Annotated in this window: 20 protein-coding genes and 1 tRNA gene; 13 read left to right on the top strand and 8 right to left on the bottom strand. The window is 35.2% G+C overall.

Translation table 11 applies throughout. The features are described 5' to 3' along the window. Nucleotides 1-209: 209 nt before the first annotated feature. The 4 genes from IEW45_RS10155 to IEW45_RS10140 form a co-directional block, all read right to left on the bottom strand. A tRNA-Ser gene (locus IEW45_RS10155) sits at nucleotides 210-297 on the bottom strand. Between the two features lie 47 nt (nucleotides 298-344). Next, entirely contained in the window at nucleotides 345-1,376 is a 1,032-nt protein-coding gene (locus IEW45_RS10150) for an asparaginase (protein ID WP_188621134.1), read from the bottom strand. After that, a complete protein-coding gene (locus IEW45_RS10145) occupies nucleotides 1,366-2,502 on the bottom strand; it encodes a 1-acyl-sn-glycerol-3-phosphate acyltransferase (protein ID WP_188621133.1) in 1,137 nt (378 codons plus the stop codon). Before IEW45_RS10145 ends, IEW45_RS10150 begins: the two co-directional genes overlap by 11 nt. A 68-nt stretch (nucleotides 2,503-2,570) precedes the next feature. After that, nucleotides 2,571-3,338, bottom strand: a complete 768-nt coding sequence (locus IEW45_RS10140) for a TatD family hydrolase (RefSeq protein WP_188621132.1) — start codon at nucleotides 3,336-3,338, stop codon at nucleotides 2,571-2,573. 99 nt (nucleotides 3,339-3,437) lie between these two features. Between IEW45_RS10140 and IEW45_RS10135 the strand changes: the two genes are divergently transcribed. The 6 genes from IEW45_RS10135 (at nucleotide 3,438) to IEW45_RS10110 (ending at nucleotide 7,977) form a co-directional block, all read left to right on the top strand. Then, a complete protein-coding gene (locus IEW45_RS10135) occupies nucleotides 3,438-3,881 on the top strand; it encodes a retropepsin-like aspartic protease (RefSeq protein WP_188621131.1) in 444 nt (147 codons plus the stop codon). Nucleotides 3,882-4,090: 209 nt separating this feature from the next. Continuing rightward, the gene (locus IEW45_RS10130) at nucleotides 4,091-5,110 is read left to right on the top strand and encodes a hypothetical protein (protein WP_188621130.1); all 1,020 of its coding nucleotides are present in this window, start codon (nucleotides 4,091-4,093) and stop codon (nucleotides 5,108-5,110) included. A 140-nt stretch (nucleotides 5,111-5,250) separates the two neighbouring features. Next, entirely contained in the window at nucleotides 5,251-6,273 is a 1,023-nt protein-coding gene (locus IEW45_RS10125) for a hypothetical protein (RefSeq protein ID WP_188621129.1), read from the top strand. Nucleotides 6,274-6,417: 144 nt separating this feature from the next. Further along, entirely contained in the window at nucleotides 6,418-6,891 is a 474-nt protein-coding gene (locus IEW45_RS10120) for a hypothetical protein (protein ID WP_188621128.1), read from the top strand. 80 nt (nucleotides 6,892-6,971) lie between these two features. Beyond that, complete coding sequence (locus IEW45_RS10115; RefSeq protein ID WP_188621127.1) at nucleotides 6,972-7,460, top strand: hypothetical protein; 489 nt, start codon at nucleotides 6,972-6,974, stop codon at nucleotides 7,458-7,460. Between the two features lie 13 nt (nucleotides 7,461-7,473). Continuing rightward, nucleotides 7,474-7,977, top strand: coding sequence for a hypothetical protein (locus IEW45_RS10110; protein ID WP_188621126.1), 504 nt, complete (start codon nucleotides 7,474-7,476; stop codon nucleotides 7,975-7,977). Nucleotides 7,978-8,043: 66 nt separating this feature from the next. Here IEW45_RS10110 and odhB read toward each other — a convergent pair whose 3' ends face one another. Further along, nucleotides 8,044-9,264 carry a 2-oxoglutarate dehydrogenase complex dihydrolipoyllysine-residue succinyltransferase gene (gene odhB, locus IEW45_RS10105; protein ID WP_188621125.1) on the bottom strand — a complete coding sequence of 407 codons (1,221 nt, stop codon included), beginning with the start codon at nucleotides 9,262-9,264 and terminating at the stop codon, nucleotides 8,044-8,046. A 56-nt stretch (nucleotides 9,265-9,320) separates the two neighbouring features. Beyond that, nucleotides 9,321-12,089, bottom strand: a complete 2,769-nt coding sequence (locus IEW45_RS10100) for a 2-oxoglutarate dehydrogenase E1 component (RefSeq protein WP_188621124.1) — start codon at nucleotides 12,087-12,089, stop codon at nucleotides 9,321-9,323. A 115-nt stretch (nucleotides 12,090-12,204) separates the two neighbouring features. Between IEW45_RS10100 and IEW45_RS10095 the strand changes: the two genes are divergently transcribed. Both IEW45_RS10095 and IEW45_RS10090 read left to right on the top strand, forming a co-directional pair. Then, entirely contained in the window at nucleotides 12,205-12,747 is a 543-nt protein-coding gene (locus tag IEW45_RS10095) for a hypothetical protein (protein ID WP_188621123.1), read from the top strand. A 5-nt stretch (nucleotides 12,748-12,752) separates the two neighbouring features. After that, on the top strand, nucleotides 12,753-13,511 hold the full coding sequence (locus tag IEW45_RS10090; RefSeq protein WP_188621122.1) for a hypothetical protein: 759 nt from the start codon (nucleotides 12,753-12,755) through the stop codon (nucleotides 13,509-13,511). A 15-nt stretch (nucleotides 13,512-13,526) separates the two neighbouring features. Here the strand turns inward: IEW45_RS10090 and IEW45_RS10085 are convergent, their stop codons facing one another. Both IEW45_RS10085 and IEW45_RS10080 read right to left on the bottom strand, forming a co-directional pair. Further along, nucleotides 13,527-13,880, bottom strand: coding sequence for a hypothetical protein (locus IEW45_RS10085; protein WP_188621121.1), 354 nt, complete (start codon nucleotides 13,878-13,880; stop codon nucleotides 13,527-13,529). Between the two features lie 27 nt (nucleotides 13,881-13,907). Next, on the bottom strand, nucleotides 13,908-14,882 hold the full coding sequence (locus IEW45_RS10080) for a polyprenyl synthetase family protein (RefSeq protein WP_188621120.1): 975 nt from the start codon (nucleotides 14,880-14,882) through the stop codon (nucleotides 13,908-13,910). 134 nt (nucleotides 14,883-15,016) lie between these two features. On the opposite strand from IEW45_RS10080, the gene IEW45_RS10075 reads away from it, so the two are divergent. From IEW45_RS10075 to IEW45_RS10055, 5 genes are all read left to right on the top strand, one after another. Then, nucleotides 15,017-15,622, top strand: coding sequence for a TetR/AcrR family transcriptional regulator (locus IEW45_RS10075; RefSeq protein WP_188621119.1), 606 nt, complete (start codon nucleotides 15,017-15,019; stop codon nucleotides 15,620-15,622). 86 nt (nucleotides 15,623-15,708) lie between these two features. Then, nucleotides 15,709-16,302: a TetR/AcrR family transcriptional regulator gene (locus tag IEW45_RS10070; protein ID WP_188621118.1), complete on the top strand. Its 594-nt coding sequence runs from the start codon at nucleotides 15,709-15,711 to the stop codon at nucleotides 16,300-16,302. Between the two features lie 29 nt (nucleotides 16,303-16,331). After that, entirely contained in the window at nucleotides 16,332-17,708 is a 1,377-nt protein-coding gene (locus tag IEW45_RS10065; protein ID WP_188621117.1) for a TolC family protein, read from the top strand. 18 nt (nucleotides 17,709-17,726) lie between these two features. After that, entirely contained in the window at nucleotides 17,727-18,890 is a 1,164-nt protein-coding gene (locus IEW45_RS10060) for an efflux RND transporter periplasmic adaptor subunit (RefSeq protein ID WP_188621116.1), read from the top strand. A 33-nt stretch (nucleotides 18,891-18,923) separates the two neighbouring features. Beyond that, nucleotides 18,924-22,376, top strand: a complete 3,453-nt coding sequence (locus IEW45_RS10055) for an efflux RND transporter permease subunit (RefSeq protein ID WP_188621115.1) — start codon at nucleotides 18,924-18,926, stop codon at nucleotides 22,374-22,376. Nucleotides 22,377-22,580: the final 204 nt, after the last annotated feature.

Genomic DNA, 22,580 nt, shown 5'->3' with positions numbered 1-22,580 from the left:
GAAGTTACTCGTGAGTTTAAGGCGCACTTCTCTCTTAAGAGGTAATTCTATCTTTATAAGTACAAACAGATATAAAATAAAAAGGCAGCCAATCGGCTGCCTTTTGTTGGTTAATGCAGTAAGATTATAAAAAGTTACTCGTCATATCCCCTAAAAAACAAAACTCTTTATAAATAAGTTATTTATGAAGAGTTCTTGTTATTTTAATGCAGAGAGGAAGGGATTCGAACCCTCGATGCCCTTTTGGAGCATACACACTTTCCAGGCGTGCGCCTTCGACCACTCGGCCACCTCTCTAAAAATATAAGGCTGCAAAATTAAAATATATAACTAATTAAAAAAAATTAATCTGTCATTTCTCCAAAAAGAGATTTTTCAAAATAATTTTTAAATTCTTTTGATGGGATATTTTGCCCCAACAGATACATTAGCTTTGTTATAGCAGCTTCGGTAGTAATATCTTTACCTGATATAACTCCTATTTCTTTAAGGGAAGTACTGGTTTCATATTTACCCATACTTACCGCTCCTCCTGCACATTGTGTTACATTAACAATATAAACACCTTTTGCAATAGCTTCTTTAAGAATGTTTATAAAAGATGTTGTACTGGGTGCATTGCCGGCGCCATAAGTCTCTAAAACCACTCCTTTAAGCCCTTTTATAGTAAGAATTGAGCTTATCACCTGCTCACTTAAACCAGGAAATATTTTAAGTATTATTACATTACTGTTAAACTGTTTAACCACCTTAAAACTGTGTTTTTTTACTGAATTATAAAGTAACTCTTTACTTACCCGTAAATACACTCCTGATTCTGCTAAAGGAGCATAGTTGGGAGAGGTAAAAGCATTAAAGTGCTCTGCGCTTATTTTAGTGGTACGGTTTCCTCTGTATAGCTTATATTCAAAATACAAACATACTTCTTGTACTACAGGCTTATTGTTTTCCTGCAAAGAAGCTATTTGTACCGCAGTAATTAAATTCTCTTTGGCATCAGTACGTAAATCGCCAATAGGTAATTGAGAACCTGTAAATACTACAGGTTTTTCAAGATTTTGCAGCATAAAACTTAATGCCGATGCAGAATACGACATTGTATCTGAACCATGCAGAATAACAAAACCGTCAAATTTATCGTAGTTTTCCTCTATAACAGTAGCAATATCTCCCCATTGTTTCGGGGTAACATTTGAAGAGTCTATAGGATCGTCAAAAGAAATGGTTTCAATATTACAATCCAGTTGTTTTAGCTCCGGGATGTTTTGTAACAGTTTGTCAAAATTAAAAACTTTTAGTGCTCCTGTTTCAAAATCTTTAACCATACCGATTGTCCCGCCGGTATATAGCAATAAAATATTGGACTTAGATTGCATTATTGTATTTTAATTTATTTACCACAGGGTTAGCATACATATCCAGTATTCCTTTACGCAATACCTTGTTTTCTGTATCTATACGCATTTCCAGTCTTCTCTCAAAAAGAGATTTCTCCTGTGCTGTGTATTTATCTGCAAACTCTGAGCTATCATTTAGCATATCATAAGCAATAAAGTTGGTAGGCCATAGCTTGTATGAGCTTAAAATAGCATCATCCAATACTTGGGCTAATGCCTGAATTTGCTTATTAGGATTATCAAACTTTTCTGTTATCTCATCAAGTTCACTTTCAAGTACATCTCCTATATGAATATGTATTCGTTTTTTTTGACCCATTATACCGCTAAGCAGGGTATTAAAATCTTCATTGCGTTCTTTAACGTAAACCTCATCATTTGCCTGTGCCATTAGCATTGGCATCTTTAATACATCGGTAGGGTCATACTCATACGATATGGATATAGGAACTATTTTAAGATTTTTAAAATAGCACATTATATTTTCATCTCCGGCTCCCATTGCCAGCATTTTCAGTACCCCCGGGTGTGTTGCATCATTTCCGTCTTTAGTACGTCCTTCACGCTGTGCTATCCAAACAGAACGGTTTTCATGCAGAATAAGTTGATTTACATACTCTGACATTAATCGTGAACTTTCTAAAAGTTCTCTTGGCGGTAAACCACGTTGCACTAAAAAGTTACGGTTTAATCTGGATAATGTATGTAAAAACGATTTCTGTACTAAATTATCTCCTATTGCTGAAGCTGTCATAACCAAACCGTGATCGTATAATGATACATTTAATAAAGATGTATCCAGTATAATATCTCTGTGATTTGATATAAATAAGTAGGGTGTATGCTTTTCAAGTTTTTCAAAACCTGAAGTTGTTAGCCCCTCAGAGCTTTTTTCCAATACTTTTTGTACTGCGGGGTATATAAACTTTATTTGGAAATCACGAATAGAATACGTCTTTGCCAGCTGCTTTTTCCACTCACCATTTTCATCTTCAGGAAATGCAAAACTCATAAGTGCTTTCATCATAGGGTGATGTAAAGCACTGCATATAGCCTCATTTACCTCACTATCATAAAAAGGTCTTATCTGGTCAAATTTAGACATGCACTTCGTTTAGTTAAAATAATTGCACAAATGAACAAAATTTTTGCGAATTTAATCGAAATTCTCTGTTAAATACCAAAAACAGTCTTAGCATTTTCAGATGTTTTAAGTGCTATTTCTTCAACTGGTAAATTATATATTTCTGCCAGTTTTTCCGCTACAAGTACTACGTAACTGCTTTCATTTCGCTTACCTCTATAAGGCACAGGCGAAAGGTAAGGAGCATCTGTCTCTAAGACAATGTGTTGTATCTCAATTTCATTTAAAAACTTATCTATCTTTCCGTTCTTAAAGGTAGCAACCCCTCCAATACCCAACTTCATTCCACAAGCTATAGCCTGCTTCGCGTGTTCATAAGTCCCCGTAAAACAATGAAAAACGCCATATAGTTCTTGCCCCTTTTCTGCTTCTAAAATTTCAAACACTTCATCAAACGCATCACGGCAGTGAATATTAATAGGCAGGTTACGTTTTTTTGCTAATTGTATTTGATATTGAAAAGCCTCTTGTTGTTGTTTTAAATAAGTTTTATCCCAATACAGGTCTATCCCTATTTCCCCCACTGCTGCAAAATCTCTTTTAGAAAATTCCTGCTCTACAAAAGCTAACTCTTCTTTATAATTTTCCTTTACATGCGTTGGGTGTAGCCCCATCATTAAGTGGATATTTTCAGGATATTTTGCTTCAAGTTCATACATCCCCTTTGTATATTCAGAGTCTATAGCAGGCAGCACCATGTGCTTTACTCCTCTTTCAAGCGCCCTTTGTATAACTTCTTCCCTGTCTTCTTTAAACTCTTCGCTATATAAATGTGTATGTGTATCTATAAACATCATGGTTAAATACTTTGTGGCGCAAAATTACAAAGATGAAAATGCTTTATGCTATTAATACATTATTTTAAATTATTTTTGGTGACAACTTAAACAAACCGAATGGAAAACCTATACAACATACTAAAGGAAGAAGGCTACAAGCGTATAAAGTTTAAAATATCTAAAACACAGCACTTATTAATAAAAGGTAAGATTAACGATGTAGAGGGTAATTTTATACTGGATACCGGAGCATCCAGCAGTTGTGTTGGTTTTGAATGCATTGAACATTTCGGGCTTTTAGCTGCCGATTCAGAAACCAAAGCAGCAGGGGCAGGAGGCTTAGGGATGCTTACACAAACATCTGTTGAGAACAGTTTAAAATTAGGCAGGTGGAAAAGTAAAGATTTCGGACTTGTAATTTTTGATATGTCGCACGTTAACGAAGCCTTACAACAATATAAAGCAAAACCTGTACATGGTATTATAGGGGCAGATATTTTACTGGAAGGTGAAGCTATAATAGATTATAGTAATAAGTGTTTCTATTTAAAACAGTTATAGCAAAAACCGGCATTAACATTTATTTTGTAAACATCGCATTACAATTTTTTAAACAAAAATCACTTTTTAACATAAAAAAATGCTTTTTACCTAATAAAAAACATTTTTTAATTGGTTAATATTTATATTTTCATAATTTTACTCGAAATAATAACTAATGCCGGCAATGTGTTGTTATAATTTTTAATCTATCCAACTAAATAAAAATTATGAAAACTAAATTACTACTAAAAGCTACATTTGTGGCACTACTCTTTATTGCCTGTAGCAAAGAACAAGATTCCGAAACCAACAATTCTAACCTTAAAAGTAGTTATAGAGCTGCTGAACCGGACGACAATTACAATTACGACATCATGAAACTTCAGGGTGAAGCATTAAAAGAAATGACGCAACATTTTGAATTTAGTGCAGACAGAGATGATGTACGACTTGAAACAGAAAACGGAGTACGCATAGAAATAAGCACCAGTAGCCTTACCATAGGCGGAGAGAGAGTGCAAGGCGATGTAATACTTGAATATGTAGAAATATTTAAAAGAAGTAGCATGGCTATTGCAAATAAAACTACTATGGGCATCTCAGACGAGCAAACTGATGAAATAGAAGGCACAGACTTAGAGCCACTTGTTACAGGAGGAGAATTCTTTATCAATATAACTACTGTTGATGGAGAGCAACTTGATAATGGTGCAGATATTACACTTACTGTACCGGCTGATTTAACAGGAGGTCCAGGAGATGTAATGACTGCCTGGGACGGAATAGAGAGAGAGAATGGCGATGTAGCCTGGGAAGAGGAAGAAGATGCTGAACCTCTTGGCACAGGTGAGCAAGGCTATTACTTATTTAACCCTGATGAGTTTGGGTGGTCTAACATAGACCGTTTTTGGGACTATTCAGGCGCTACAACAACTATTCAGGTTGATGTTCCTGCCGGTTATGACGATACCAATTGTAGCGTTTATTTAGCAACAGTAGGAGAGCAGAATATATTAGCTCCGCTAGATACTTATGATGCCTCAACAGAACTATTCAGCGAACATTATGGGCAAGTACCTGTTGGTTTAGACGGTTACATTGTTTTTGTATCAGGAACAACCTCACAATGGGAATATGCAATAATACCGGTAACATTTGCTCCAAATGATATTATTGTAGTAGATGCAGGAGATATTGTAACAGGCTCTCAAGCTGACGTAGAAAACGCAATAGATGCTCTTCCGTAATCAATTTTCATCATATATAAAGAACCTATGTTAAGTTAGGTAAATTGGATTTTTTGTAGGAGTGCAATTAATCTGAAAACTCCTTGTGCACTGCAAGGAGTTTTATTAAAAAAACAAATTTCAATCCAAATAAATAAATTATGAAAACAAGTACATTTTTTAAAGTTGCCGTTGCAGCTTTAGTATTTACTGCATGTAGCAGTGAAGACAAAACCGTAACAGAAAACGACAATTCATTACTGCAAAAAGCAGCAGAATCTCAAGAAGATGGTCTATATGCTTTGGAACAAAACAACAGAAATAACTTAAAGCAGTATTTCCGATTTAGGACAGGAGGAGAGGCTGTTAAATTTAAATCTGAAAAAGGTGTAGATCTAATTTTTGAAACCAGTAACCTAACTGTTAATGGAGCGCCATATAGCGGTACTGTAAATGTAGAGTTTATAGAAATTTTCGGTATAGGTGATATGGTCGCTACCGGCATGCCTACTTTAGGAGTTCCTGAAGGTGAAGCTAACCCGGAATCGCAACTAGCACCCCTTATTACAGGAGGTGAGTTTTTTGTAAACCTGACAACACCGGAAGGGCAAGATATAGATGACGGCGTTCGTTACAGACTGGAAGTTCCTACCGAACTGACAGGGGGAGAAGGTGAAGATACTGAAGACATGATTGTTTGGACTGGTGAAGAAGACGAGGATGGTGATGTAGTTTGGGAAAAAGATACGGATGAAGGAGGAGAAGACACACGTGTTCCTGTTGAAGATGGTAAATATATAATGGAAATGCTAAGCTTCGGGTGGTGTAACATTGATAAGCTGGAAGCTTTGGATGGTTATGATGAACTTACAGGAATATTTGTAGATGCACCACAAGGGTTTAATGACACTAACTCAATGGTATACCTATCATACCAAGGACAAATTAATATGCTTGTAGGCTTTAATGACTTTAACTACGGTATACAACTTTTTGATGACCCATACGATAATATACCTGTAGGTGCACAGTTCAATGTAATATTTGTTTCCTCACAAGGAGGAAACTGGATTTTAGGAGTACAACAATTAACTGTTACAGGCTATGATGTTGTAGTGTTCACATATTCTGATCTTAATGTAGTAACAGACCCTGCACTTATTAACGTACTAAACAACCTTTAATATACAAACTGCTTTACTATAAAAACCCTGCATATGCAGGGTTTTTTATGCATTATTGATAAATTTCTATTTCCATTTATCTAAAAAAAATCCATATTATTGCAGCTGAAAATTCATAACTAACAATTAAAAACAAATTACAAAATGAAAAAATTTTTTTTATTACTAACGGTTACGGTATTATCGCTTTCTATTACATCATGCTCTGGCGATGATGATTCTGGATCAACAGCTTCAGGGTCGTATGTAAAATTTAAAGTAGATGGTGTACAGAAAAACTTCACAAATATATCTATTGAGGAACCAAATGATTATAGCGCTATAATTATCACTGCACAAAATGGTAATAATATCTCTGAAATAGTGGAAATAGAGATAAACGTAAATGAAGATGATAACTCTTTAGAGGAGCTTTATTTTAGCTATTATGAAGGTGATGCAGTATATTATTTTGCAGGTGCTAATACCAGTTTTAATTATGAAACTGAATTGTATACAATGGACAGAGTTAAAGGTGTTTTTACTGGTGTTTTAGGCAATTACAACGGCGAAGAAATGCAGTACAGAACTTTTACAGAAGGAAGTTTTGATATTGATGTTGATGCTTTACTGCAATAACAAATAATTGATACTTTATAAAAATAAGTCATGGTATTGCAACGAAAGTTCATAACTAACAATTAAAAACAAATTACAAAATGAAAAAAATTTTCTTATTACTAACAGTTACGGTATTATCACTTTCTATCACATCATGCTCTGATGACGATTCAGCACCTACTAATAATGGAGGCAACAATGAAGAAACTGTATCATTTAAAATTAACGGTATACAAAAAACATTTGAGCATATCGTTGTTAACACTGAGAATATTGATAGTGAAGTATTATTAACTATAATAGCATCGGAAAACAATGAAGCAAATGAATTTATAACATTTCAACTATACCAAGATGAAACAGGAGGCGCAGAGGTAGATACTGAATGGAGATATTATGATGCCAACAAAGTCTATGAAGAAGGAGGATTTAATAATGAAGAAGCAATACAAATAGACCAAACTATTACAGAAAATAATAGCGAAAAACTATCAGGAACTTTTTCAGGAACCTTATCAAGATATGAGCAAGAAGCAGGCTTAATCTTACTTGAAATTACAGAAGGTACATTTAATATTAACAGATAATAATAAATTACAAATGAAAAAAATTTTCTTACTACTAACAGTTACAGTATTGTCTCTAACTACTACATCATGTTCAAGTGATGATTCTTCAGAGACAACTACTTCTGGATCTTATATTAAATACAAAGTTGATGGCGTTCAAAAAACATTAAATAATATAAGTGTAGAAATTAATAGTGACTTTGGGTATAACTATTTAGAAATAATCGGTCAGAACGGAAATGATATAACAGAAAAGCTTGGTTTTGCATTAGATATAGACGAGGAAAATAACAACTCTATAGAAACAGTGGAAGAAAACTACTTACAAATATACTATGAATACGCAGGGCTTTATTATGAACATGGAGGAGCTGCTTCTACATACGATTATGAAACCGAAATATTTACTGATGAAAGAATCAAAGGAAATTTTACAGGTATATTAGAAGCTAGTACAAATGGAAGTGAAAGTCAATACAAAACTTTTACAGAAGGAAGTTTTGATATTTATATAGAAGATTTATTACAGCAATAAACATTGATTCTATAAAATAAAAATCCCGCTCAATGAGCGGGATTTTTATTTTATACTGACTTTTTATTAAAGCTCTAATGCTTTTTTAGGATCGTTATCCATAAGTAGCTCCATTGGGCTTTCAAGTGCTTCTTTAATAGCTACAAGGAAACCAACTGACTCACGACCATCAATAATTCTGTGGTCGTAAGATAATGCTACATACATCATTGGGTGTATCTCTACTTTACCATCTACAGCTATTGGGCGCTCAATAATATTGTGCATACCTAATATACCAGACTGTGGAGGGTTTATAATAGGAGTAGAAAGCATACTGCCAAATACACCACCGTTAGATATGGTAAATGTACCACCTGTCATATCATCAACAGTAATTTGCCCTTCACGAGCACGAATAGCTAAACGTTTAATTTCGTTTTCTATACCACGGAAGGTTAAGTTTTCTGCATTACGTACTACAGGAACCATTAAACCTTTAGGTCCTGATACTGCTACTGAAATATCGCAGAAATCGTATGTTATTTTATAATCTCCGTCAATCATAGAGTTTACATCAGGGTAAAGCTGTAATGCTCTGACTACCGCTTTCGTAAAGAATGACATGAAACCAAGGCTAACACCATGTTTCGATTTAAACGCCTCTTTATATTCACTTCTCAGTTTGTTAATTGGCGTCATGTTTACTTCATTAAAAGTAGTAAGCATAGCTGTTTCGTTTTTAGCCGAAACAAGTCTTTCTGCTACTTTTCTGCGAAGCATAGACAGCTTTTTGCGTTCAGAACCACGGTTACCACCGGTAGGTGTACCCATAGATGCTTTAGCATTTACAGCATCGTCTTTAGTTATTCTTCCATCCTTACCTGTACCTTTGACAGTAGAAGGATCTATATTTTTCTCGTCAAGTATCTTTTTTGCTGCCGGAGAAGCTGTTCCTGTAGCATAGGTTTTTTCTTCCTGCTTAGGTGCTTCTTTTTTAGGCTCTTCTTTCTTTTCTTCAGCTTTCGGTGCTTCCTTTTTCTCTTCCTTTGCTCCGCCTTCCGGTTTTTCAGCATCAGTATCTATAAGACAAACAACCTGCCCTACTGCCACAGCATCTCCTTCTTCTGCCTTTAGTGTAATAATTCCCGAAGCTTCTGCAGGAAGCTCTAGTGTAGCTTTGTCTGAATCAACTTCAGCAATTGCCTGATCTTTCTCTACATAATCACCATCTTCCACCAACCAAGTTGCTATTTCAACTTCTGTAATCGATTCCCCTGGCGAGGGAACTTTCATTTCTAAAACCATGTCAGTATAATTTTATTGGTATTATTAACCTTTTTGTTAAATCAAAAATAAGTATATTAATTAAATAAATCTTTATCAAAAACCATTGCTATTGCAGCAGCATGACGTTTTTTAGCTCTTGTACTACTACCCGCTGCCGGAGCACTTGATTGTTCAAGCGATGCCAACCTGAATTTAACCTCAGTAAAATGCATTAACATGTAGCTGTAAGCCCCCATGTTTTTAGGCTCTTCCTGTGCCCAAACATAGTCATTTGCATTTTTATATTTCTTTATTATTTTGCTTAGCTGGTTTGTAGCTAACGGGAATAATTGTTCTATTCTTACAATAGCGACATCATCTCTTTCTCTTTCTTTTCTTTCCGCTACTAAGTCATAGTAGAATTTACCTGTACAGAATACTAATGTTTTTATCTTATCAGCACTTGCATTAGGATCATCAATTACTTCCTGGAAACTACCGTTTGCCAACTCTTCTTTTGTTGAAGTTACTTCCGGATGACGTAATAAACTTTTAGGGGTAAACACAATAAGCGGTTTACGGAAGTTTGTTTTCATTTGTCTTCTTAACAGGTGGAAGAAGTTTGCAGGAGTCGTACAGTCTGCAACGTACATATTATGGAATGCACAAAGTTGCAGGTAACGTTCCATACGTGCACTTGAGTGTTCTGCACCCTGCCCTTCGTAACCGTGCGGTAATAGCATTACCAATCCGTTTTGGTTGTTCCACTTATCTTCGGCAGCACTAATGTACTGGTCAATCATTATCTGTGCACCGTTAGAGAAATCTCCAAATTGCGCTTCCCAAATAGTTAGTGTTTTAGGGCTTGCTAAGGCATAACCATAATCAAAACCTACCACACCATACTCTGATAACAATGAATTATATATTTGGAATTGACCTTTTTGGTCTTTAAGTCTGTTTAATAATACTACCTCTTCTTCCGAGTCCTCTACCTTCATAACGGCATGACGGTGAGAGAATGTACCTCTTTCAACATCCTGACCTGACATACGAACTCCGAAACCTTCTGTAAGTAATGTACCGTAGGCTAAAAGTTCGCCCATTGCCCAGTCCAACTTATCGGTTTCATACATATTCTTTCTGTCGCCAATCAGTTTTTCTATTTTTCTGATGAATTTTTTATCAGAAGGTAACTCCGTTATTACTGATGCTATTTTGTCCAGTTCCGCAATAGGGAAAGTAGTATCTACTTTTTGAAGCATATCATCTTCATAAGCCTGTACATAACCATCCCACTCATTTTGCATAAACGGAGTAATTACAGTAAGGTCTTTTTTACGGGATTCTTCTAAATTCTCCTCCAGTACAGCTTTATATTTCTTTTCCAGCTTGGTCACATAATCATCATCAATAATACCCATTGATAATAATTTATCAGCATATATTGCTCTCGGGTTTTCGTGTTTAGCAATTATTTTATATAGTTTAGGCTGTGTAAAGCGTGGCTCATCGCCTTCGTTATGTCCGTACTTTCTGTAACCCAGTAAATCTATAAATACATCGCTGCCAAACTCCATTCTGAAATCAAGTGCGAAAAGTACTGCCTGTACTACTGCCTCAACATCATCTGCATTAACATGAAGTACCGGAGAAAGGGTTACTTTGGCAACATCTGTACAATAGGTTGATGAACGACCATCAAGATAGTTTGTGGTAAAACCTATTTGGTTGTTAACCACTACGTGTATAGTACCACCTGTTTTATAACCATCTAGTTTGGCCATTTGTACAATTTCGTATACAATACCCTGTCCTGCTATAGCAGCATCACCGTGCACTGCAATAGGTAATACTTTCGAGTTATCTTCAGGGAAATGTCTGTCCTGCTTAGCTCTTGCTATACCTTCAATTACCGCTCCAACTGTTTCCAGGTGAGACGGGTTTGGTGCAAGGTTAATATTTATGCTTTTACCGCTTTTTGTTTTCTTGTCTGAAGTAAGACCTAAGTGGTATTTAACATCACCATCAAACATTGAGTCGTCATCGTAATCTTTCCCGTCAAACTCACTGAATATTTCTGCTGTAGACTTACCAAATATATTGGCTAAAACATTAAGTCTACCCCTGTGTGCCATACCCATAACAAACTGCTCTACGCCTTTTTCGGCAGCAGATTCTATAAGTGCATCAAGTGCAGGGATTAAAGACTCCCCTCCTTCCAGAGAGAAACGTTTTTGACCTACATATTTTGTATGAAGGAAGTTTTCAAACGAAACAGCTTCATTTAATTTTTCAAGAATTTGCTTTCTTCTTTCATCAGAAAATTCAGGATGATTTTCTCCCTTAGCCAGCCAGTTTTGTACCCATTTTCTAACTTCAGGATCACGAATATACATATATTCAAGACCTATATGGTCGCAATATATTTTTTCTAGGTGATCTATAATCTGTTTTAAAGTCCCTTTTGCTACACCTACTTCTCCTCCTGCTTCAAATACCGTATCAAGATCAGCATTTGAAAGACCGAAATTTTCTAAAGCAAGTGTCGGGGTATAGTTTCTTCTTTCTCTTACAGGATTTGTTTTAGTAAACAAATGCCCTCTTGTCCTGTACCCTTCAATAAGGTTTAACACCTTAAACTCCTTTTGTATTTTCTCAGGAATTTCAGGGTTTTCTGCGCCTGATTGAGACTGTCCGGATGTTATTTCTATATACCCGGAACCATATTCGTTTGCAAAATCAAAACCTTGAAAAAAGCTGCGCCAACTTGGCTCTACACTATCGGGATTCTCTATATATTGATCGTATAAATCTGCAAAAAAGGCAGCGTGCGCTGCGTTTAAAAAGGAAAACCTGTCCATGCTTATGTCTTTATGACCTTTTATTTAAGAAATTTGTACAAAAGTACAATAATTGTAATAATCTAATCGTGTTTTTCATATATTTATGCTAGGTAATTTTTAATGAACCTAAATAATGAAAACGCGTATTCACATTTTTTTAACAAAATATCTGTTAATTGCCCTTTTGTATTCTTCACTATCTTATTCACAAACTTCAGGTGACTTTTGGAGCGATGTTCAGTTTGGTGGTAGCGCGGGGTTGGGTTTTGGTAATAATTTTACCCAGATAATGGTGGCACCGGGAGCATTATATCGTTTTAATGAATATGTTGGTGCGGGTGCTGGCGCTCAATACAGCTATGTAAAGCAAGACGATATTTATAAAGCATCAATATACGGAGGGTCTGTAATAGGAGTTTTTAACCCATTACCTTATATACAGCTTTCTGCTGAATTGGAACAATTAAGGGTTAATTTAAAATATGATGAAAATTACCGTTATCCGTTTTATGCTAATACTGACCGTGAAAAGGATTTCTGGAATACTGCTTTATTTTTAGGAGCAGGTTACCAAATGGAGAATATTACTGTAGGTATTCGGTACAACGTACTTTTTGATGATAATGACTTTGTGTATGCTGATGCACTACTGCCTTTTATACGAGTTTATTTTTAATTACTATGAAACTATTGCTCACTTTACTCCTTTACGGAAGTTTACTTTATAGCCAAAAAATAGATTTCTCAACTGTACTTAAAAACAGTAATTACCTGTCTATTCCTAAAGATGATACTACTATTGAAAAAACTCCTGACAAGGTAATTGAGAGCATTAACAAAATGACTTGGGAAACCTCTTTAGATGTAGAAAATACCTTAAAATTTACAATAACTAAAAATGTTGATTTATATATTTTAATAACCGGAAACGGATATAAAAAATATGCTTACTTTCTACCTTACAACCATAGTAAAAACACAGTTACCAATAACCCTGTAAAGATAAATTTAAGGTGGAGTTATAATAATGAAGAAGGATTTGAAACTAAACTTTTAAACAAGCCTTTAATTGAAACGCAACAAATTAATAACAAAACATTTTTACTATTAAAAGAACGCGTTCATAACGGAAATATGTACAATGCTGTTGTTACAAAAGTTTTTGAATTAACTCCTAAACTCGACATGCAATTAAAATTTTGTTTTGAAGAAGTTTCTCAGTTAACTTTTGAAGAAACAATGATTAACCGACAATTTTCTAAAAACAAAATTGACTCTTTTATTAATGGTAAACTTATAGGTTCAGTAACAATTGATATTGAAAAAGGAGTTATTATAAACAGTAAATGTATAAACAACGATTACTGTAATTACCTGATAAAAAGCAGTGGCGAAAATCAATCTGATTTCTTAAAAAAAGGATATGAGGTTTGGTATTAAACACTATTCTTAACACTAATACTTATTCCTAAACCATACTTTTTGCCACTCTCTTTTTAATATTAAAAAGGCAACCTGCTCACTAAGGTCAGCTATATCGCTACCATCTAAAGCCCTTATCTCTTTTTCAGGAACATCTATTATATACAACAGGTTTAAGTATTCAGCAAAACGATGCTGAATTAAAGTATATATCTTTTCATGCAACCCTATTTTCAGGTTTATAGGGGTAATATCCAAAGGAAAATCAAGCAACTCGTTAGCCAGTGAAAAGTCTTTGTTTAACTGTTCAACCAGTTTTACATAAAGTGCTTCTTTCTGTGCTTCACTAAGTAGTAAATCGGTACTTTTTGGCGCAATATATGTCATAGTAAAACTGAATATTACTCTAGTATTTTAAACATTTCTCCCCATAAGGAACTCACCAAAATTTCTTAAAAGCTCTTTTTTATCTTCATCTATTTCTAGTTTATTTAAAATATCAAAAGCTTTTTCAGTATAGTCCTTTATAGCATCTCTTGTAGCTGTATCGGCTTTTGTAGCTACAAAAAGTTCTTTTACATCAATTATTTTATCGGTAGTATCTTCCGGTTGCATGGCAAACCATTGTAATAAACGTTCTTTTTGGTACGGGTTACATTGTTGTAATGCTTTTAAATAAAGGTATGTTTTTTTATTCTCAATAATATCGCCCCCTACTTGCTTGCCAAATGTTTCAGGATTACCAAATGCATCTAAATAATCATCCTGCAACTGGAATGCCAAACCTAAATTTAAACCGAAATCATATATTAGGTCACAGTTCTGTTTAGTTGTTCGGGCAACTATACCTCCCATTTTCATGGCTGCACCTACTAAAACCGCCGTTTTATATTCTATCATTTTTAAATACTCAGGTATCGTTACATTGCTGCGCTCTTCAAAATCTACATCCCATTGCTGTCCTTCACAAACTTCAAGTGCCGTTTTACTGAATAGTTTTGCCAAATCTCTAAAAACATCAGGCTCATACTCTTCAAAATACTGGTATGCTAATATCAGCATAGCATCTCCGGAAAGAATACCTGTGTTTACATCCCATTTTTCATGTACCGTTTCATTACCCCTGCGTAACGGGGCATCGTCCATAATATCATCATGTACTAATGAAAAATTATGAAACATTTCTACTGCTATAGCTGCCGGTAAAGCTTTCTTACAGTCAGCATTAAAAACATCTGCTGCCATTAAGGTTAAAACGGGACGCATTCTTTTACCGCCAAGTGATAATATATACTGTATAGGTTCATATAAATTTTTGGGTTGTTTTACTAACGAAATTTGAGTAAAATAATCTTGAATTATCTGCTGATACTGCGCTATAGCCTGCATGAAATGTTTTTTTTGCTAAAGTAAACCTTTATACACTGATTTCAAATAAAGAAATTTTGTTACAAAAACTTTGGAAACTTTTTTTGTTTCTAAAGTTTCCTTGCTACATTTGCCACGTTAAAACAATTAAGTGTATGAAGGAGGCGATAGTAGACAAAGCAACTGAAATGTTTTTAAACCTTGGCTTTAAAAGTGTTACTATGGATGACATAGCCAACGAAATGGGAATTTCCAAGAAAACGATTTACAAATATTTTTGTAACAAGAATACATTGGTAAAAGCTAGTGTAGACAGCATTTTTGGAAAAGTCTGTTCAGGAATTGACGGAATAAAAAATCTGGATAAGAATTCTATTGAAGAAATTTTCATGATACGGGGCTTTATGATGCAGCAGTTAAAACATGAAACAACAGCTCCTATTTATCAATTACAAAAATTTTTCCCTAAAGCATTTTCATGCCTGCGTAAAAATCAGTTTGAAAAAGTACACAGCTCTATGATAGATAATTTACAAAAGGGAATAGACAACAAAATATACAGAGCAGACATAGATATAGAGTTTATATCGAGAATGTATTTTACAGGGTTAACCGGCATTAAAGACAACTATGTATTTCCTGCCGAAATATTTACAGCAGCGAACCTTACAAAGCAGTTTTTAGAATATCACCTACGGGCAATAGCAACGCCTAAAGGGGTTGAAATACTGGAATCCATACTTAAAAATGAGGACCTATAATTAACCCAAAATTAATTTTGAAAATTGGAGAGAATGCTCTTAAATTTGCATTTGACAAAAATGTCAAACAAAAAAGTTAAACAATAATGTCAGATAAAAAAGATAGCGTTACCGAACAGTTAATTAAAGACACCGCAAAAAAACTTTTTTTTGCGGAAGGGAGGTTTAACGCAACTACTCAAGAAATTGCAGATGCCGCAGGAGTAAACAGAACTCTAATAAATTATTATTTCCGTTCCAGAAACAAACTTTTTGATATTGTTTTTGAGGATGCACAGGAAAAAGAACTGGAAAGAGGGGAAATGATTGTAACCTCTGACTTGCCTTTTAAAGAAAAAATAAGCCAATACTTAGATTTCTTTTTTGAAGAGTCTAAAAGATATCCTTATCTGGAAATATATATGGTAACGCAGGTAAACCAAGGATGTCGATATAAGAGCGAAGAAAAAATGAGTAATCTTTTAGATAAATTTTATTTACAAATAGCATTGGAAATGGAAAACGGAAACCTCCCTAAAATGAGGCCCGAACAGTTTTTAATAAACTTTATATCGCTTACCTCCTTCCCTGTTTCTATGCGTCCACTTTTACAAAAAAGCATGGGGTATGGAGACGAAGCTTTTGATAAACTACTGGAAGAGCGTAAACAAATAGTAATGGACACACTTTTTAAATCATAATCATCAATCAATAAATCAAACAGTAATCTATGAAGAAAAACAAAAATCAAATTACACAGTATGTGTACCGTAGCTTTGGGCTGCTCTTGGTTTTCCTTTTACCTGTATGCCAGTTATGGGCACAGGAAGAAAAAGAAAACTACAGTATGAGTCTGCAAGAAGCCGTACAACATGCATTGCAATACAACCGTTCGGTTATTAATTCCGGACTGGATGTAGAGGCAGCCTACAAGAAAAAATGGGAAACTATTGCAGGCGGGTTGCCTCAAATAAGTGCAAGTGGTAATTACCAAAACAACTTTGAACTGCAAAAGCAGATAATTCCTGCTGAGTTCTTTGGTGGTGAACCGGGTACTTTTACTGAAGTCGCCTTTGGTACTAAACATACTATGGATGCCAGAGCTACCCTAAACCAACTAATTTTTGACGGTAGTTATATAGTGGGTGTAAAAGCTGCTAAAACATATCTTGATTTCTATAAAACATCTAAACTAAAAAATGATTTAGAAATTAAAGAGCAGGTTATTAATGCTTACGGCAACGTACTCCTTTCTCAGGAAAGTGTAAAAATATTTGAAAAGAACAAAGCTACACTGGAAAAAAACCTTTTTGAAGCTGAAGAAAGCTACAAAAATGGGCTTGCCGAAGAGGAAGAAGCAGAACAAATTGGTATTACACTGGCATCTGTAAACAGTTCATTAAATAACTCTAAAAGGCTTACCGAAATTACACTAAACATGCTTAAAGTATTATTGGGCATGGAACTGGAAGACGAGTTACAGCTTACTGATGGCTTAGAAGAACTTGCTAATGCTAATATGGATTTACTAATTACAGGCAGTAGCTTTAGTGTTAAAAATAATATTGATTATAAACTTGGGATTAATAACCGAGAGCAAAAAGAATTATTACTAAAACAAGAAAAGAGTAAAGCATTACCAACGCTTTCTTCTAACCTTACTTTTGGTTATAATGGCTTTAACGACGAGTTTAAATTTATACAAAAAGAACAAAGCTGGCTTAATTACTCTTACTTAGGCGTAAGTCTTAATGTACCAATATTCAGCAGTTTTGCCCGTAGCGCAAGAACGCAACAAGCTAAAATTGAACTTAAAAAGGCTGAAACTGATCTTATAGATTTAGAAGAAAACTTAAAACTTCAATACCAACAAGCAAAAAGCCAGTATGAATTTAGTGTTGAGCAATATACTACAGCCAAAAACAAACTAAGGCTGGCTGAGAGAATAGAAAACAAACAACAAATAAAGTTTAGCGAAGGTATTTCTACCAGTTTTGAATTTTCTGAAGCACAAAGACAGCTTTATTCAGCGCAACAGGAATATTTACAATCAATGGTTGATGTAATTAATGCAAAAGCCGCATTAGAAAAACTAACTTCCAATTAATCTGAAAAAAATATAGCAATGAAAAAAATAATATATATAACTTCTCTTTCACTTGTACTTTTTTCCTGCGGAAACGGAGATAGCGTGAACGTTGACGAAGTAATTGAAACAAAGGACGCAAAAAAGATAAAAGAAGCCCGAGAGGAAATTCATAAAAAATATGAAGAACTTAGCGTGAAGCTGGACTCTCTGGACGCTGCTCTAGATGAATTAAACCCTAACAAGAAATTCCCTCTTGTTAAAACCATAACTCTTAGTGATACTATATTTAAACACTATATAGAAATACAGGGTAGTGTAGATACTAAAAAGAACATTGTTATATACCCTGAAATGTCGGGTGTTTTACAACAACTTAATGTAAAAGCAGGGCAAAAAGTAACCAAAGGTCAGGTACTGGCACGCATTGACGATGGCGGACTTGCAGCCCAAGTAGCACAGGCAGAAACGCAACTGGCATTATCACAAACTACTTTTGACAGACAGAAAAGACTGTGGGACCAGAAAATAGGTTCTGAAATACAATTTTTACAAGCAAAAACATCTCTGGAAAGTCAGCAAAAAGCAGTAGCACAATTAAAGTCGCAACTGGCAAAAACAGTAGTGAGAGCTCCATTTTCAGGAACTATTGATGACGTGATGACAGAGCAGGGTAAAGTTGTAGCTCCCGGTCAGGAACTATTCCGTATAGTAAGCCTTACCGATATGTATGTTTCCGCTACAGTACCCGAAAATTACATAGGGCGTGTTAAACTTAACGCTCCTGTAGATGTTTATATAAAATCTATAGGTAAAACATACGAAGGTAAAATACGTCAGGTAGGAAACTTCATCAACCCAAACAACAGAACGTTTAGTATTGAAGTAGCACTACCAAACCCTGAAAACTTACTTCGCCCTAACCAGGTAGCTGTTCTTAAAATACTGGACTATACTACCGAAGATGCCATACTTATACCTGAAAACATAGTGCAGCAAAAAGGTAACGGCAGGCTGGTAGTTTATACACTGGAAGATAAAGAAGGAGAAGAACAACCTGTAGCGGTAGAAAAAGAAGTAGAAACAGGATACACAAGCGGCGCTTACACCGAAATAAAATCAGGTTTAAAAGTAGGTGATAAAATAATTACAGACGGAGCCAAATCAGTAGAAAACGGTAGCCCGGTAGAAGAACTTAAATAGTATTATAACTCATCTAAACACTAAAAAGACGAAATGAGTAATAAAAAAATAGAAAAAAGCTTCGGTATATCTACCTGGGCAATAAATAATAAAATGACGGTATATGTTATCATTGCCATCATTTTCATAGGCGGACTTCTCTCCTACTATTCCATGCCGAGAGAAAGTTTCCCCGAGATAAAAGAGACTAAAATATATGTTAGTTCATTAAATCCCGGCAACTCTGCTGAGGATGTGGAGAAACTGATAACAAAGCCTCTGGAAGAAGAGTTTAATAATATTTCGGGGGTTACAGAGATTACTTCAAATACACTGGAAGATTATTCAATGATTCTGGTGGAATTTGAAGAGGATATTACCATAGAAAATGCCAAGCAAAAGGTAAAGGATAAAGTTGACTTAGTAAAATCAGACTCAGAGTGGCCTACTCTTGATGGTGGGGCTAAGGTAGAACCTAACGTTTTCGACCTTAACATTGCCGAAGAATTCCCGATACTTGGTGTTAACCTTACAGGAGATTTTACATCGGTACAGTTAAAAGAGTTTGCTGAATATCTGGAAGATCGCATAGAGCGTTTACCGCAAATAAAGGAAGCTGCCATTCGCGGTGCTGATGACAGAGAAGTTGAAATTGCTGTAGACATGTACAAGATGGCTGCTGCGCAAGTTAGCTTTGATGATATTATTAATGCCGTAAAATTTGAAAACAAAACTATTTCGGGCGGTAGTGTTACCAGTAACGGTATTAAAAAGAACATCCGTGTTATTGGGGAAATAGAAGAACCTTCGCAATTGGAAGACATTGTTGTAAAAAAACAAGGCGGTAAAATACTTCTTAAAGATATAGCCACAATTACTTTTAAAGAGAAAGAGCGTACTACCTATGCCCGTGAATATGGCGAACCTGTAGTAATGCTTGATATTAAAAAACGTAGTGGTAAAAATATGGTTGAAGCCGTAGACGGGCTTAAAGAAATAGTAAAAGACGCACAGGAAAACTACTTCCCTAAAGGGTTGGAAATAACCTATGTTAACGACCAGTCTACCCGAACTATTGCTCAGGTAAACGACTTGGTAAACAATATTATATTCGGGGTACTACTGGTTGTTATAGTATTAATGTTCTTTTTAGGACTGCGTAATGCACTATTTGTTGGTGTAGCAATACCGCTATCAATGCTTATGTCCTACATGATATTAGCAACACTGGGTATTACTCTTAACACTATGGTACTATTCGCACTGGTTATGGGGCTGGGTATGTTGGTAGATAACGGTATTGTGGTAGTTGAAAACGTCTACTCGTTAATGGCACAGGGTATGTCCCGTAAAAAAGCCGCTATTGAAGGTATTGGAGAAATTGCATGGCCTATTATCGCTTCTACAGCTACTACATTGGCAGCTTTCTTCCCGCTGGGGTTATGGCCGGGAACTATGGGTAAATTCATGATTTACTTCCCTATGACACTTTCTATAGTATTAGGCTCATCATTATTTGTGGCATTAATAATTAACGCCATGCTGACGTCTGACTTCATGAAACTGAAGGAAAACGAGATGTCTCGCAAAAAAATGATTCGCATGAGCCTTATTCTGGGAATTATAGGTGTATTAATATTAGTGGCAGGAATAAGTACAGGAGCAGGAGCGCTAAAAGGTATAGGTAACCTAATGATATTCTTTGTAATAATGCTATGGTTATATAAATATGTATTAGTAAAAAGAATTGAACGCTTCCAAAATAACGGGCTTGTTTGGTTAGAAAACAAGTATAAAAACTTTTTAGATTTCGCCTTGTCAGGAATCAAACCAAGGCTTTTCTTCATCGGTACATTTGGTTTACTTATTCTTTCTTTTGTTGCAGTAGGAATACGCGGTCCTGAAACACTTTTCTTCCCGGAAAACCAGCCTAACCAAATTATGGTTTATATCGAATTTCCGGAAGGTACTGATATTGATAAGACTAATGCCTTTACTAAAGTTATAGAAGAAAAAGTATATAAAGTAGCCAAGCGCTATATAGAAGACGGTGAAAACTATATGGTAGAGAGTGCCATTGCACAAGTTGGCGAAGGTGCCGGTAACCCGAACACTGAAGGCGGAGCACAAAACGAAATGCCACACCGTGGTAAAGTTACCCTTACATTACGAGAGTATAAATACCGTAAAGGAGTAAACAGCCTTGATGTAATGGAAGAGGTGCGTAAAGCTGTAAAAGGTTATGCAGGAGTATCGGTAGTTGTAGAAAAAGATGAGGCAGGGCCTCCGGCAGGTTACCCTATTAATATTGAAATATCAGGTGAAGACTACGACCAGATGCTTGCAGAGGCGCACCGTATGCGCAACTTTATAAATAATACCAGCATACAGGGTATTGAAGAACTTAAAGTTGACGTAAACAAACAAAAACCGGGCGTTGATATAGTTGTGGATGTAGAAAAAGCAGGAGAACTGGGCATTACATCAGGTCAGGTAGGGCAAACATTAAGAAGATCAGTATACGGAGAGAAAATTTCTACTTATAAGGAAGGTAAAGATGATTATGAAATAAACGTAAGGCTGGAAGAAGAGCAACGTAATAATAAAAGTATACTTTACAATCAGCCGGTAACCTTCCGCGACCAGGCAACAGGACAATTAGTGCAAGTTCCTATTTCTGCTATTAGTGAACCTAGCAACTCTGTTACTTTTAATACAATTAAGAGAAAAAACCTTAAAAGGATTATTACTATATATTCTAATGTATTAAACGGGTATAATGGTAACGAAATAGTACAACAGTTAAAAAGTGAGTTAACTGATTATGAAACACCTGACGGAATAAACTATGCCTTTACAGGAGAACAAGAAGAGCAGGCTAAAAATATGAGCTTCCTTATAAAAGCCCTGCTTATAGCCGTTGGTGGTATCTTGCTTATTCTGGTTGCGCAATTCAATTCGGTATCTAAGCCTGTAATAATAATGGTTTCGGTACTATTAAGTTTCGGAGGTGTATTTTGGGGTATGGCAATATCCGGCGATGACTTTATTATTATCATGACAATGATGGGGATTATATCTCTCGCGGGTATTGTGGTAAATAACGCCATTGTACTTATTGACTATACGCAGTTACTTATAGACCGAAAACTTGCCGAAAAGGGCATGGAGGAAGGTGAATTACTTACAAAAGAAGAATATAGAGATATTATTGTAGAAGGTGGCCGCTCACGTTTACGACCTGTATTGTTAACAGCTATAACCACAGTATTGGGGCTTATTCCGCTGGCTATAGGTTTAAACATTGATTTCTTTGAATTATTTATAGATTATGACCCTAAAATATATTTTGGAGGTGATAATGTAATATTTTGGGGACCTTTAGCCAAAACAGTTATTTACGGACTTATATTCGCTACGTTCTTAACATTGGTAATCGTTCCTGTTATGTTCTATATATTACATAAAATAAAAATCAGGTTTAAAAGAAAGCCTGAAGCTGCATAATAGCAAAATTGAATAAAAAAAGTTTAAAAGTCGGTTTCTAAAAATTGAGACCGGCTTTTTTTTATACTAAAAATTTTAACAGTTATTAACATTTTCCACACATCAATAATTATTTACTATATAAATCTTGCTTTTTTTTCATATATCGTAGTAAAAAGAACGAAATAGAGTTTTATTTAGAATAAATTAAAATAACTTGTCTGC

The organism is Flavobacterium suaedae (assembly GCF_014642915.1).
Lineage (GTDB): Bacteria > Bacteroidota > Bacteroidia > Flavobacteriales > Flavobacteriaceae > Flavobacterium > Flavobacterium suaedae.
This window is presented reverse-complemented; position numbering and strand designations above follow the sequence as displayed.

Bases quoted from the DNA above. Each gene is read 5' to 3' on its own strand.
- IEW45_RS10150 (WP_188621134.1), bottom strand. From the start codon at position 1,376: ATGCAATCTAAGTCCAATATTTTATTGCTATATACCGGCGGGACAATC.
- IEW45_RS10145 (WP_188621133.1), bottom strand. From the start codon at position 2,502: ATGTCTAAATTTGACCAGATAAGACCTTTTTATGATAGTGAGGTAAAT.
- IEW45_RS10140 (WP_188621132.1), bottom strand. From the start codon at position 3,338: ATGATGTTTATAGATACACATACACATTTATATAGCGAAGAGTTTAAA.
- IEW45_RS10135 (WP_188621131.1), top strand. From the start codon at position 3,438: ATGGAAAACCTATACAACATACTAAAGGAAGAAGGCTACAAGCGTATA.
- IEW45_RS10130 (WP_188621130.1), top strand. From the start codon at position 4,091: ATGAAAACTAAATTACTACTAAAAGCTACATTTGTGGCACTACTCTTT.
- IEW45_RS10125 (WP_188621129.1), top strand. From the start codon at position 5,251: ATGAAAACAAGTACATTTTTTAAAGTTGCCGTTGCAGCTTTAGTATTT.
- IEW45_RS10120 (WP_188621128.1), top strand. From the start codon at position 6,418: ATGAAAAAATTTTTTTTATTACTAACGGTTACGGTATTATCGCTTTCT.
- IEW45_RS10115 (WP_188621127.1), top strand. From the start codon at position 6,972: ATGAAAAAAATTTTCTTATTACTAACAGTTACGGTATTATCACTTTCT.
- IEW45_RS10110 (WP_188621126.1), top strand. From the start codon at position 7,474: ATGAAAAAAATTTTCTTACTACTAACAGTTACAGTATTGTCTCTAACT.
- odhB (WP_188621125.1), bottom strand. From the start codon at position 9,264: ATGGTTTTAGAAATGAAAGTTCCCTCGCCAGGGGAATCGATTACAGAA.
- IEW45_RS10100 (WP_188621124.1), bottom strand. From the start codon at position 12,089: ATGGACAGGTTTTCCTTTTTAAACGCAGCGCACGCTGCCTTTTTTGCA.
- IEW45_RS10095 (WP_188621123.1), top strand. From the start codon at position 12,205: ATGAAAACGCGTATTCACATTTTTTTAACAAAATATCTGTTAATTGCC.
- IEW45_RS10090 (WP_188621122.1), top strand. From the start codon at position 12,753: ATGAAACTATTGCTCACTTTACTCCTTTACGGAAGTTTACTTTATAGC.
- IEW45_RS10085 (WP_188621121.1), bottom strand. From the start codon at position 13,880: ATGACATATATTGCGCCAAAAAGTACCGATTTACTACTTAGTGAAGCA.
- IEW45_RS10080 (WP_188621120.1), bottom strand. From the start codon at position 14,882: ATGCAGGCTATAGCGCAGTATCAGCAGATAATTCAAGATTATTTTACT.
- IEW45_RS10075 (WP_188621119.1), top strand. From the start codon at position 15,017: ATGAAGGAGGCGATAGTAGACAAAGCAACTGAAATGTTTTTAAACCTT.
- IEW45_RS10070 (WP_188621118.1), top strand. From the start codon at position 15,709: ATGTCAGATAAAAAAGATAGCGTTACCGAACAGTTAATTAAAGACACC.
- IEW45_RS10065 (WP_188621117.1), top strand. From the start codon at position 16,332: ATGAAGAAAAACAAAAATCAAATTACACAGTATGTGTACCGTAGCTTT.
- IEW45_RS10060 (WP_188621116.1), top strand. From the start codon at position 17,727: ATGAAAAAAATAATATATATAACTTCTCTTTCACTTGTACTTTTTTCC.
- IEW45_RS10055 (WP_188621115.1), top strand. From the start codon at position 18,924: ATGAGTAATAAAAAAATAGAAAAAAGCTTCGGTATATCTACCTGGGCA.